The following is an 11908-nucleotide window of genomic DNA, read 5'->3' on the forward strand; positions in this document are numbered from 1 at the left end:
ACCGCCGTCTCAGAGCGCCGAGGCCTCGGTGTCGTCGACGTCCAGCCACTCCGGGCGCTCCTTGCGCCGGCGGCGCTCGATGAGCTTGGAGACCCCGATCGCGGCGAAGTAGAGGGCGACGAGCGGGCCCATGAGCAGGAACATCGAGTACGGGTCCGGGGTCGGCATCATCATCGCCGAGAACACCGCGATGCCGACGACCGAGACCCGCCAGGCCTTGACCATGGCGCTCGACGGGAGGATGCCGACGAAGTTGAGGAAGACGAGGAAGACCGGCAGGAGGAAGGCGATCCCGAAGCCGAGGCTGAACCGGGTGACGAAGCTGATGTAGTCGGACACCGCCTGGAAGTTGGCCGCGCCCGCCGGAGTGAAGTCGAGGAGCACGCCGATGACCAGCGGCAGCGAGAAGTGCGCCAGGGCGATGCCCCCGACGAAGAGCGGGACCGCGGCGCCGATGAAGGCCAGCGACACCCGCTTCTCCTTGCGGGTGAGGCCCGGGACGACGAAGGCCCAGATCTGGTAGAGCCAGACCGGGCTGGAGAGGATGACGCCGGCGAAGATCGCGACGCTCAGGTGCAGCGAGAAGGCGGTCGTGATGCCGCCGAGGGTCAGCTCGATGGTGTCGGCCCGGTCGGGGTGGGCGGCCTTGTAGTCGCTGATCGGCTGGCTGAGGAAGGCGTAGAGCCAGTCGTAGACGACCCAGCCGACGACGCCGCCCGCAGCGACGGCGAGTGCGGACTTGACGAGGCGGTTGCGGAACTCCCGGAAGTGCTCCGCCAGCGTCATCCGCCCCTCGGGGTCGCGACGGGTCCGGCGCGCTCGGGGCATCGAGGGAGGAGGGGGACGCTCAGGTGGTCAGGCCGCGGGGCCCGACTGGTTGTCCGTCCGGGGGGCCCGCTCGTGCACGGCGTTGCCCTGCGGGTCCGGGGTCACGACGTCGTCGACCGCGCGGTCGCGGGTGATCGACTCACCCCGGACGGTCTCGCTCGAGGCCTCGGACTTGCCGGCCTCGTGCTCCTTCTTCATCTCGTCGACCTCGGACCGGAACACCCGCATCGAGCGGCCGAGGCTGCGAGCCGCGTCGGGGAGCCGCTTGGCCCCGAAGAGGGCGATGACGATGACGAGAAGGATGATCAGGTGCCATCCCTCGAAGAGACCGCGCATGGTCGGGTGTCCTTCCGGTGCTTCCGTCGAGTCCGGTTCAGTGTACGTGCCGCGCCCACGGCGGCGTCCGTTCGACCCTGCGCGCCGTCCGTTCGGCCACCCGGGCCGCCCGCCGCCGCCGGTGCTCCTCGCGCAGCCGGTGCGGGTCGTCGAGCACGGCGGGCGGCGGCTCGTCGAGCTCGCGGTGCGTCGCCACGGCCTCCTCGAGCTCCGCGAGCAGCGACCCGGCCCGCCCGAGCTCCGCGGTGAGGCTCTTGAGGCTGCGCCACGTCGCGCGGGCCCGCAGCCCGACGAGCAGCGCGCCGCCGAGGACGAGCACGGCCCACAGGAGCACCCAGCCCCACCACGGCAGCACGGGTCACCGCCTCCCGGCGACGTGGTCGGGGTAGCCCGCGAGACCGGCGGCCGCACCCTCGCGGACCTCGGCGACGACGTCGGCCGGCTCGGTGACGTACCCGCGCCCGCCGAGCCGCCACAGCAGGCGGCGCAGCCACGCGGTGTCCGCGGTGCGGATGCGCACGAGCAGGCCGCCACCGTCGGCGGCAGGCACCTCCTCGGCGGACTCGACCGGGTAGTAGTCGGCGACCCACGTTGCGCCGGGGAGCAGCCGCACGGTGACGACGAGGTCGTCAGGCGCCGGACGGAAGGTGCCCTCGGACAGGTCGCGCTCGGTGGCCTCGGGCGGCGGGGTGCCGTCGACGTCGAGGACGGTCAGCTCCTCGACGCGGTCGAGCCGGAAGAGCCGGGTGTCCTCGGCGCGGTGGCACCACCCCTCGAGGTACCAGCGGCCGTCGATGCCGACGACCCGCATCGGGTCGACGTCGCGCTCGGTCGCCTCGTCGCGGGCCGGGACCAGGTAGCGCAGGTGGACCCTTCGCCGGTCGGCGAGGGCGGCCCGCACCCGGGCCAGGAGATCCGCGGACGTGTCGTCCGCGACCTCGGCGAGCACGCGCGAGGCGGGGGCCGCGGCCTCACCGGCGGCGGCCTCCAGCTTGGCCAGGGCGCGGTCGACGGCGTCGCGCTCGTCGAGGCCGGGGACCTCGCGCAGCGCGCGGAGGCCGACGATGAGGGTGACCGCCTCGTCGACGCCGAGCCGCAGCGGGCGGGCGATGGAGTCGGCGTTGCCGACGAAGACCCGGCCGCCCTCCCAGTCGGCCTCGATCAGCTCGTCCGGCATCTGCCCGTAGCCGCAGAGGAAGAGCAGCTGCAGGTCGGCCTCGAGCTGTTCGGTGCTCACGCCGAGGTCCTCGGCGGCCTGGGCGAGGTCGATGCCCTGCCGGTTGACCAGCCACGGGACCATCGTCAGCAGGCGGGCCAGCCGCGCGGTCGCGGTCTCCTGCGGTGCGGGCGGCATCAGGCCTCCCCTCCCCCGTGCGCGGCGACGGCGCCGGCGAGGCGCTCGACGACGGCGTCGACGAGCTCGGCCGGCTGCTCGACGACGACGTCGGCGCCGTAGCCCGCGACCTCCTCGGCGAAGGCCCACAGGTCGGCGTAGTCGAGGTCGAGCAGGGACCACGTGTCGTCGACGTCGCCGACCGTGCGGGCCCGGCGGCGCAGGGCGTGGCCCGCGCCGTGGCGCACCCGCAGCACCGCCGGGCTCGGCTGCCCGCCGGCGGCCGCGAGCGTGCCGACCATGACCCGGGGCTCGTGGTCGGCCGGCACCTCGAAGGACCCGGGGCGCCCGGTGGCGCGCACCGGGCCGCTGACCCGGGAGAGCCGGAAGACGCGCGGCGCCTGCCGGTCCTCGTCGAAGGCGTTGAGGTACCAGCGGCCGTGCCACGACACGAGCGACCACGGCTGGACCCGCCGCTCGCTGCCCTCGGTGGCCTCGGGACGGCGGTAGGTGAAGGTCAGGGGCACCCGGCGCACGACGGCGTCCTTGACCGCGTCGAAGGCGGGCTCGGCGGTGCGCAGCCGCGGCTCGATGCCGATGAGGGCGTCGGTGTCGCGCTCGACCCCGGCGGCGCGGAGCTTGCGCAGCGCCTGGGCGGCCGGCCCGGCGAGCGAGGCCTGGGCCCAGGTGCGGCTGGCCAGGCCGAGGACGGCCAGCTCGTCGGGCTCGAACGCGATGTCCGGGAGGGCGTAGTCGCGCTGGTGGATGCGATAGCCGGGCTCGTCGTCCCACAGCACGTCGATGTCCTCGGTGACCAGCGGGATGCCGAGCTCGCGCAGCTCGTCCTTGTCGCGCTCGAACATCCTCTCGAACGCCTCGGTGGACGCCGACTGCCCGTACTGCGGCACGAGCTGGCGGATCTGGGCCTTGGCGAGCGGCCGGCGCGCGTAGAGCAGGACGAGGACGAGGTTGAGCAGCCGCTCGGTCTTCACCTGGGCCGCGCTCGGCGCACCTCCCCCGCTCTGGCTGCTCACCCGGGAGACGCTACCCGACGGCTACGCTGCCCCGCGTGATGCAGTGGCGTGCCGGGATCGTGGTCGAGGAGGTCCGTCGCTGGCCGGGGGCCGTCGAGCTGGCCGTCGACCTCGAGGGCTCCGGGGAGCGGGTGCGAGCCCTCGCCTACACCGCCGTCACCGGCGTCCCGGGCATCGCCGAGCGGGTGCTCCTCAACGCCTCCGCCCTGCTGCGGGGACTCGGGACCGGCGGCCTGGCCTTCGTGGTGGCCCGCACCGACGTGCTGCCGGCCGACCCGGAGCCGGGCGACGGCCACATCGTCAAGGCCCGCTACACGCCGCTGCAGCAGATGCTCCTCGCCGTCGACGAGCAGGACAGCCCGCACCACGCGGTCCTCGCGGACGCCGACGACCTCGGCGGGCTCCCGGTCGTCGTCGCCGACCTGCACAGCGCCCTGCCGGCCGTCCTCGCCGGGGTGCGGCTCGTGCGCCCCGACGCGACCGTCGCGTACGTCATGACCGACGGTGGGGCGCTGCCGGCGGCGTTCTCGCGGGCGGTGGCGGGCCTGCGCGAGGCGGGCTGGCTCGCCGCCTGCCTCACCGTCGGGCAGGCCTTCGGCGGCGACCACGAGGCGGTCACGGTGCACACCGGGCTGCTCGCCGCGCGGCACGTCGTCGGGGCCGACGTCGTCGTCGTCGCCCAGGGCCCGGGCAATGTCGGGACGGGCACCCTGTGGGGCTACTCCGGCGTCGCGGCGGCCGAGGCGCTGCACGCAGCCGACGTCCTCGGCGGCCGCGGCGTCGCGTCGCTGCGGGTCTCCGGCACCGACCGCCGAGAGCGGCACCTCGGGGTCAGCCACCACAGCCGGACGGCCTACGGGCGGGCGCTCCTCGCCCCGGCCGAGGTGCCGGTGACGACCCTCCCGGACCCCGACCTCGACGCCCTCGTGCGGCGCCAGGTCGCCGACCTCGTGGCCGGCGCCCGCGCGCGGCTCACCCCGGTCGAGGTGTCGGCCGACGGTCTGCTCGAGGCACTCGAGGGTTCACCGGTGCCGTTGACGACGATGGGGCGGGGCCTCGTCGAGGACCCCGCCCCGTTCCTCGCGGCCGCGGCCGCGGGGGCTCACGCCGCGTCGGTCAGCGCACGTCCATGAGGTCGACGACGAACACGAGCGACTCGCCCGGCTTGATGACGCCGCCCGCTCCGCGGTCGCCGTAGGCCTTGTGCGCGGGGATGGTCAGCTTGCGCCGGCCGCCGACCCGCATCCCGACGATGCCCTCGTCCCAGCCGGCGATGACCATGCCGACGCCGAGCCGGAAGTCGAGCGGCGCACCGCGGTTCCACGACGCGTCGAACTCCTCGCCGGTGGAGTGGGCGACGCCGACGTAGTGGGCGGAGACGGTGCTTCCGGGGGTGGCCTCGGCGCCCTCGCCGACGGTGATGTCCTCGACGACCAGCTCGGTCGGGGCCTCGTCGCCGGGGAAGTCGATCTCGGGCTTGGTGGGCTGGCTCATGCGGGTACCTCTCGGGGGCGGTGGGTGGGGTGGTGCGGGCGGACCGGTCAGTACGCGGCGAGGATGTCGACGACGAAGACGAGGGTGTCGGTGCCCTTGATCTTGTCGCCGCTGCCCTGGGCGCCGTAGCCGTCGGCCGGCGGGATGACGAGCAGCACGCGGCTGCCGACCGGCTGGCCGACGAGGCCGGTGTCCCAGCCCTTGATGACCTGGCCCTGGCCGATCGGGAACTCGAAGTACGGCTGGTCCGGGTGGCTGGCGCTGGAGTCGAAGACCTCGCCGTTGCGCCACAGGGCACCGGTGTAGGAGACGCGGACGGTCTGCCCCTTGGCCACCTTGGGGCCGGTACCGGCGACGAGTGGCTGGACGACGGTCTTCGTCGGCGCCTTGGCGCCCTTGGGCACCGTGATCGTCGCGGGCTTGCCCGCGTTCATCGTCACGGTCGGGAGGCCGGCCTTGGGCGGCACCGCGCTGCCCTGGGCTTCCTTGAGGACCTTGCTCGCCCCGACGAGGTCGAGGACGAAGACCACCGGGTCGTCCTTGGCGATGCCGAGGCTCTGGTTGCCGGTGTCGCCGTAGGCGTCGGCCGGCGTCGAGGCGATGACGATCCGCGAGCCCACCTTCTTGCCGGGGATCTGGCTCTTGAACGAGGCGAAGAGGTCCTTGGCGCCGAGGTCGAGGCCGACCGTGCCGGTCTTCCACGTGCTCGTCGCGACCTTGCCGTCATTGCCGTTGACGAGGACCGCCTGGAGGGTGACGAGGTCGTCCTTGGCGATGGCGGCGCCGGTGCCCTCGGAGAGCACCTTCGACTCGGTGCGGGTGATCTTGACCGGCGCGTCGACCTTCACCGTCGGCTCCTTCTCGGCGGCACCCGTGACCTGGACGGCGCTCAGCGAGCTCGAGGGCGTGGCGGCCTTCTCCTCGCCGCAGCCGGTGAGGACGAGGGCTCCGGCCAGGGTGGCGGCGGAGAGGATGGTCGTGAGACGTCGGGGCACGGTCTGGGACACCTTCGGGACGGGGACGCCGCGCGAGAGCGGCGCGAACGGCTGTCCACGATAACCGCGGACCGTGTGAACTCCCGCATCGCCCGCTGGGAGCGGGCTGCGACCTCAGGCCGTCATGCCCTCGATGAGGCGCTCGACCCGGGCGTCCTCGGCGAGGAACGGGTCCTTGCACAAGACCGTGCGCTGGGCCTGGTCGTTGAGCTTGAGGTGCACCCAGTCGACGGTGAAGTCGCGGCGGTGGGCCTGGGCGGCCCGGATGAAGTCCCCGCGCAGCTTGGCCCGGGTGGTCTGCGGCGGGCGGACCTTCGCCTCGAACACCTCGGGGTCGGAGACGACCCGCTCGACCCTCCCCCGCTTCTGGAGCAGGTAGAACAGGCCCCGGCCACGGTCGATGTCGTGGTACGCGAGGTCGATCTGGGCCATCCGCGGGTGCTCGAGGTCGAGGCCGTGCCGCGTCGCGTACTCGTCGAGCAGCCGGTACTTGACCACCCAGTCGATCTCGCGGCCGACCAGGCCGAGGTCGTCGGTCTCGACGGCCGTCAGGGTGCGGTCCCAGAGGTCGAGGACGCGCTCGTGGAGGGGGTCGGTCGCGCCCTCGCGGGCGACGAACTCGGCGGCCTTGGCGTGGTACTCGCGCTGCAGGTCGAGGGCGGAGAGCTCGCGGCCGTTGGCGAGGCGGACGGTGCGCCGCCCGGTGAGGTCGTGCGAGATCTCCCGGATCGCCCGGATCGGGTTCTCGAGGGTGAGGTCGCGCATGACCACCCCGGACTCGACCATCCGCAGGACGAGGTCGGCGGAGCCGATCTTGAGCATCGTCGTCGGCTCGGCCATGTTCGAGTCCCCGACGATGACGTGCAGCCGGCGGTAGTGCTCGGCGTCGGCGTGGGGCTCGTCGCGGGTGTTGATGATCGGCCGGCTCCGGGTGGTGGCCGAGGACACGCCCTCCCAGATGTGGTCGGCCCGCTGGCTCAGCGCGAACGAGGCCCCCTTGCTCGTCGTGACGACCTTGCCGGCGCCGCACGTGAGCTGGCGGCTGATGAGGAACGGCAGCAGCGTCTCCGAGAGCACCTGGAACTCGCCGGCGCGGGTCACGAGGTAGTTCTCGTGGCAGCCGTACGAGTTGCCGGCGGAGTCGGTGTTGTTCTTGAAGACGTAGATGTCGCCCGCGACGCCGTCCTCGCGCAACCGCTGCTGGGCGTCGGCGACGAGCCCCTCGATGATCCGCTCCCCCGCGCGGTCGTGGGTGACGACCTGCCGGACCGAGTCGCACTCGGCCGTCGCGTACTCCGGGTGGGATCCGACGTCGAGGTAGAGCCGCGAGCCGTTCGTGAGGAAGACGTTGCTCGAGCGGCCCCAGGCCACCACCTTGCGGAAGAGGTAGCGGGCCACCTCGTCGGGGGTGAGGGTCCGCTGGCCGGCGGTCGAGCAGGTGATGCCGTACTCGTTCTCGATGCCGAAGATGCGTCGCGTCCCCCGGGTGCTCACGCGGTGCCGCCGCCGTCCTGCTCCGGGCGCTGGGTCTGCGGGTTGGTCGTCGCGTTGCCGGCCGAACCGCCGCCGTCGTCGTCGCCGGCGGGCACGTCCGCCGTCGGGTCGTCCGAGCTGAGCAGCCGCGCGAGGAGGTCGCCCTGGACGCGGCGGAACCGCCGGCGTGGCCGGTGCCGGTCGAGGACGGCCACCTCGAGCTGCTCCGGCGCGAGCGTGCGGCTCTCCCCGCCCGCGGGGTCGGTGCCGAGCAGCCCGACGGCGAGGGCCAGCGCCTCACCGAGGTGCAGGCCGGGGCGCCACGCCTCCTTCAGGCCGGCCTCGATCTGCTCCGCTCCCCCACCCATCGCGACGAACCCGTGCTCGTCGGCGACCGAGCCGTCGTAGGTGAGCCGGTAGACCTGGTCGCCCTCGGGCGTCGCCCCGACCTCGGCCACGACGATCTCGACCTCGTACGGCTTGGACTCCTGCGTGAAGACCGTGCCGAGGGTCTGCGCGTAGGCGTTGGCCAGGCCCCGGGCCGTGACGTCGGAGCGGTCGTAGGAGTAGCCGCGCAGGTCGGCGTAGCGCACGCCCGCGACCCGGAGGTTCTCGAACTCGTTGTACTTGCCGACGGCGGCGAAGGCGATCCGGTCGTAGATCTCGGAGACCTTGTGCAGCGCCCGGCTCGGGTTCTCGGCGACGAACGCGATCCCGCCGTCGTACTGCAGCACGACGACCGAGCGGCCGCGGGCGATCCCCTTGCGCGCGAAGTCCGCCCGGTCCTTCATCAGCTGCTCGGGCGAGACGTAGAACGGCATGCCGGCGGTCATCGGGCCCCCTCCGCGCGCTCGGTGATGATGGCGTCGACGACCGGGGCGAGGTCGTCCTCGGGGACGAACCGGGCCCCCTCGGCGTCGACGACCCCGACGGTCGGCCAGATGCGGCGCCCGACGTCGGGTCCGCCGGTGGCGGAGTCGTCGTCGGCGGCGTCGTAGAGCGCCTCGACGGCGACGCGCGCGGCCCCGGCGGCGTCCAGCCCGCGGCGGAAGAGCTTCTTGAGCGCCCCGCGGGCGAAGAGCGAGCCGGAGCCGACGCTGTGGTGGTCGTGCTCCTCGTAGCAGCCGCCGGTGACGTCGTAGGAGAAGATCCGCCCGCGCGACTCCTCGAGGTCGTAGCCGGCGAAGACCGGCACGACCGACAGCCCCTGCATCGCCATTCCGAGGTTGCCGCGGATCATCGAGGCGAGCCGGTTGGCCTTCCCCTCGAGCGACATCAGCGTGCCCTCGATCTTCTCGTAGTGCTCGAGCTCGACCTGGAAGAGCCGGACCAGCTCGATGGCGAGGCCGGCCGTGCCCGCGATGCCCACGAGGCTGAACTCGTCGGTGGCGAAGACCTTCTCCATGTCGCGGTTGGCGATGATGTTGCCCATCGTCGCGCGGCGGTCACCGGCCATGACGACGCCGCCGTCGAAGGTCACCGAGACGATGGTCGTGCCGTGGGGGGCGTCGAGCGCGGCACCGGGCGGCAGCGGGCGCCGCGAGGGCAGCAGCGCTGGGGCGTGCGCGGAGAGGAACTCGGTGAACGAGGACGACCCCGGCACGGTGTAGGCCGCGGGGAGGCGTCCGGAGTCGGCTCCGGCGCTCACTGGCCACCCTTCTGGACGAACCCCCGGACGAACTCCTCCGCGTTGGACTCGAGCACCCCGTCGATCTCGTCGAGGATGTCGTCGATCTCGCTCACCTGGGCGGCGGGGGCGGCGGCCGCGGGCTCCGGCGCGTCGGCGTCGTCGGGTCCGCCGTCGCGGCGCTGCGGCTTGATCTGCTCCTGACCGGCCATGGTCACCCTCCTGGGTCGTGGTCGTGCACCCGAGCCTAGTCGGAGACCTGGCGGTCCTCGTCGGCGGTCGCGAGGGCCCGCAGCAACGACGCGGCGTCCGTCGCCGACCGGACGATGTCGCCGACCCCGGCCTCGGTGCCGCGCAACGGTTCGAGCATCGGCACCCGCTGGAGCACCCGCTGCCCCGCGACGTCGAAGATCACCGAGTCCCAGGACGCCGCGACGACGTCGTCGGGGAAGCGCGACAGGCAGGTGCCGCGGAACCAGGCCCGGGTGTCGGCCGGCGGCTCGGTCACCGCGCGCACCACCTCGGCCTCGTCGACCAGCACCTCGAGCCGGCCGGTCGCGACGAGCCGGTGGGCCAGGCCCCGGTCCACCCGGACGTCGGACCACTGGAGGTCGACGGCCTTGAGGCGCGGGTCGCCCCACCCCATGCCGTCCCGCTCGCGGTAGCCCTCGAGGACCGCGAGCTTGGCGACCCAGTCGACCTCGCGACGGGCCTCCATCGGGTCGCGGCCGAGCCGGTCGAGGACCGTGGACCACCAGTGCAGGACCTCGGCCGTGTCGGCGTCCGGCTCGCCCCCGGAGCGCTCGTCGACGAACCGCGCCGCCCGGTCGTGGTACTCCCACAGCAGCTCGACCGCGGTCATCCGGCGGCCGTCGGCGAGCTCGAGCTTGGTCTCGAGGCCCGGGTCGTGCGAGACCTCGTGGAGGGTGGCGACCGGCCGCCGCACGGTCAGGTCCGGACCGACCGCGTCGGCCTCGATCATCGCGAGCACGAGCGAGGTCGTGCCCATCTTCAGGAGGTTGGCGACATCGGCGTGGTTGGCGTCGCCGAGGATGACGTGCAGCCGCCGGTAGCGGTCGGCGACGGCGTGCGGCTCGTCGCGGGTGTTGATGATCGGCCGCTTGAGGGTCGTCTCGAGGCCGACCTCGACCTCGAAGAAGTCGCTGCGCTGGGCGATCTGGTAGCCCGGGGTCCGCGAGTCGACGCCGATGCCGACCCGGCCGCTGCCGCACATCACCTGGCGGGCCACGAAGAACGGGGTGAGGTGCCTGACCACGGACGCGAACGGGGTGGCCCGCGACATGAGGTAGTTCTCGTGAGTGCCGTACGAGGCGCCCTTGCCGTCGGTGTTGTTCTTGTAGAGGTTGACCCCGGGCGGCACGGTCGCGAGCCGGGCCACCGCCTCGCGCATCACGAGCTCGCCGGCGCGGTCCCAGGCGACGGCCGCTCGCGGGGTGGTCACCTCGGGGGAGCTGTACTCGGGGTGGGCGTGGTCGACGTAGAGGCGGGCGCCGTTGGTCAGGACGACGTTGGCCAGGGTCGGGTCCTCGACGTCGGTCAGCTGGCTCGGGTGGGCCTGGCCGCGCCCCATGTCGAACCCGCGGGCGTCGCGCAGCGGCGCCTCGTCGGCGTAGTCCCAGCTGGCCCGGGCCGGCCGGATGCCGCGCGAGGCGGCGTACGCCGTGACGACGTCGCCGGACGCGACCATCGGGTTGGCCTGCGGGTCACCGGGGACGACGATCCCGTACTCGGTCTCGATCCCCATCACCCGGCGCACGGTCATGCTCCGACCATACTGAGCCACGTGCGCAGCTACCGCGGGATGTCCCCGCTGACCACCCTCGTCGCGGTCGTCGCGGACCTCTCCCGCACCCGCGTCGAGTCGGCCGACATCGACGCGATCCAGCGGGCCCGGGCGGCCGCGCTCCCCCGGACGCCGCTGCACGGGGCCGTCTGCGGACGTCCGGACCCCTCGGTGGGCATCACCTACGGCACCGCCCCGGCGCGTGACGACCACGAGATCCCGCTGCGCCTCTACCGGCCGCGGGCGCTGCGGGACTCGCGCACCGACGTCCCGGTGGTCATGTGGTTCCACGGCGGCGGCTGGGTGTGGGGCAACGTCCTCGACCACGACCCGATCTGCACCGCGATCGCCGCCGGGGTGGGTGCCGTCGTCGTCTCGGTGGACTACCGGATGGCGCCCGAGCACCGCGCCCCCGTCGCGGCTCTCGACTGCGTCGACGCGACGACGTGGGTGGCCGCCAACGGTGACGTGCTGCGGGCGGACACCTCGCGGATGGCGGTCGCGGGGGACTCCGCGGGCGGCAACCTCGCCGCGGTCGTCGCCCAGGTGATGCGCGACGCCGGGATGACCAACCTGCGCCACCAGGCGCTCCTGTACCCGGCCACCGACCTGACGATGGCCTCGCCCTCGCTCGCCGAGCACGCCCGGGCGGCGATCCTCGACCGGCCGGCCGTCGACGCCTTCCGCGACCACTACCTGCCGCCCGGCGGTGACCCGCGCGACCCGCTCGTCTCCCCGCTGTGGGGCTCGCTCGAGGGCCTGCCGCCGGCCCTCGTGCAGACCGCCGACCTCGACCCCGTCCGCGACGACGGCATCCGCTACGCGGCGGCGCTCGAGGCCGCCGGGGTCCGGACCCGGCTGACCAACTACCCCCGCGTGCCCCACGGGTTCGCGTCGTTCCCGTTCGCCACCCCGGTCGGGCGGATGCAGCGTGCGGAGCTCGTCACCGAGATCTCGTCGGCGCTGGCGCGGCCGATACGCTGA

14 protein-coding genes are annotated in these 11908 nt (G+C 73.6%); 2 read left to right on the forward strand and 12 right to left on the reverse strand.

The window, feature by feature from the left end:
• Window positions 1-9: 9 nt before the first annotated feature.
• The 5 genes from tatC to PKA89_RS14945 are packed head-to-tail and all read right to left on the reverse strand — an operon-like array spanning window position 10 to window position 3531.
• The gene (gene tatC / locus PKA89_RS14925; RefSeq protein WP_324420816.1) at window positions 10-828 is read right to left on the reverse strand and encodes a twin-arginine translocase subunit TatC; all 819 of its coding nucleotides are present in this window, start codon (window positions 826-828) and stop codon (window positions 10-12) included.
• Between the two features lie 27 nt (window positions 829-855).
• Window positions 856-1164 (reverse strand): Sec-independent protein translocase subunit TatA, encoded by a 309-nt coding sequence (gene tatA / locus PKA89_RS14930; protein WP_324420818.1) that lies wholly within the window; start codon window positions 1162-1164, stop codon window positions 856-858.
• A 37-nt stretch (window positions 1165-1201) separates the two neighbouring features.
• Complete coding sequence (locus PKA89_RS14935) at window positions 1202-1519, reverse strand: hypothetical protein (protein WP_324420820.1); 318 nt, start codon at window positions 1517-1519, stop codon at window positions 1202-1204.
• Between the two features lie 3 nt (window positions 1520-1522).
• The gene (locus PKA89_RS14940) at window positions 1523-2518 is read right to left on the reverse strand and encodes a WYL domain-containing protein (RefSeq protein WP_324420822.1); all 996 of its coding nucleotides are present in this window, start codon (window positions 2516-2518) and stop codon (window positions 1523-1525) included.
• Window positions 2518-3531 (reverse strand): WYL domain-containing protein, encoded by a 1014-nt coding sequence (locus PKA89_RS14945; protein ID WP_324420823.1) that lies wholly within the window; start codon window positions 3529-3531, stop codon window positions 2518-2520. The genes PKA89_RS14940 and PKA89_RS14945 overlap by 1 nt, the downstream gene beginning before the upstream one ends.
• A 35-nt stretch (window positions 3532-3566) precedes the next feature.
• On the opposite strand from PKA89_RS14945, the gene PKA89_RS14950 reads away from it, so the two are divergent.
• Window positions 3567-4664 (forward strand): DUF3866 family protein, encoded by a 1098-nt coding sequence (locus PKA89_RS14950; RefSeq protein WP_324420825.1) that lies wholly within the window; start codon window positions 3567-3569, stop codon window positions 4662-4664.
• Here PKA89_RS14950 and PKA89_RS14955 read toward each other — a convergent pair.
• The 7 genes from PKA89_RS14955 to dop all read right to left on the reverse strand — a co-directional run bounded on the left by PKA89_RS14955 (window position 4648) and on the right by dop (window position 10903).
• On the reverse strand, window positions 4648-5025 hold the full coding sequence (locus PKA89_RS14955; protein WP_324420827.1) for an FKBP-type peptidyl-prolyl cis-trans isomerase: 378 nt from the start codon (window positions 5023-5025) through the stop codon (window positions 4648-4650). The two genes, PKA89_RS14950 and PKA89_RS14955, sit on opposite strands and share 17 nt — an antisense overlap.
• Window positions 5026-5072: 47 nt before the next feature.
• Window positions 5073-6020 carry an FKBP-type peptidyl-prolyl cis-trans isomerase gene (locus PKA89_RS14960; RefSeq protein ID WP_324420829.1) on the reverse strand — a complete coding sequence of 316 codons (948 nt, stop codon included), beginning with the start codon at window positions 6018-6020 and terminating at the stop codon, window positions 5073-5075.
• Window positions 6021-6134: 114 nt separating this feature from the next.
• Window positions 6135-7514 (reverse strand): Pup--protein ligase, encoded by a 1380-nt coding sequence (gene pafA / locus PKA89_RS14965; RefSeq protein ID WP_324420831.1) that lies wholly within the window; start codon window positions 7512-7514, stop codon window positions 6135-6137.
• Entirely contained in the window at window positions 7511-8326 is an 816-nt protein-coding gene (prcA, locus tag PKA89_RS14970) for a proteasome subunit alpha (RefSeq protein WP_324420833.1), read from the reverse strand. The genes pafA and prcA overlap by 4 nt, the downstream gene beginning before the upstream one ends.
• On the reverse strand, window positions 8323-9141 hold the full coding sequence (gene prcB, locus PKA89_RS14975) for a proteasome subunit beta (RefSeq protein ID WP_324420835.1): 819 nt from the start codon (window positions 9139-9141) through the stop codon (window positions 8323-8325). Before prcB ends, prcA begins: the two co-directional genes overlap by 4 nt.
• A complete protein-coding gene (locus PKA89_RS14980) occupies window positions 9138-9332 on the reverse strand; it encodes a ubiquitin-like protein Pup (RefSeq protein WP_324420837.1) in 195 nt (64 codons plus the stop codon). Before PKA89_RS14980 ends, prcB begins: the two co-directional genes overlap by 4 nt.
• Window positions 9333-9367: 35 nt before the next feature.
• Window positions 9368-10903 (reverse strand): depupylase/deamidase Dop, encoded by a 1536-nt coding sequence (gene dop, locus PKA89_RS14985; protein ID WP_324420839.1) that lies wholly within the window; start codon window positions 10901-10903, stop codon window positions 9368-9370.
• A 21-nt stretch (window positions 10904-10924) separates the two neighbouring features.
• Here dop and PKA89_RS14990 point away from each other — a divergent pair, with 21 nt between their 5' ends.
• On the forward strand, window positions 10925-11908 hold the full coding sequence (locus tag PKA89_RS14990; protein ID WP_324420841.1) for an alpha/beta hydrolase: 984 nt from the start codon (window positions 10925-10927) through the stop codon (window positions 11906-11908).

This window comes from Phycicoccus sp. (assembly GCF_035325325.1).
Lineage (GTDB): Bacteria > Actinomycetota > Actinomycetes > Actinomycetales > Dermatophilaceae > Phycicoccus.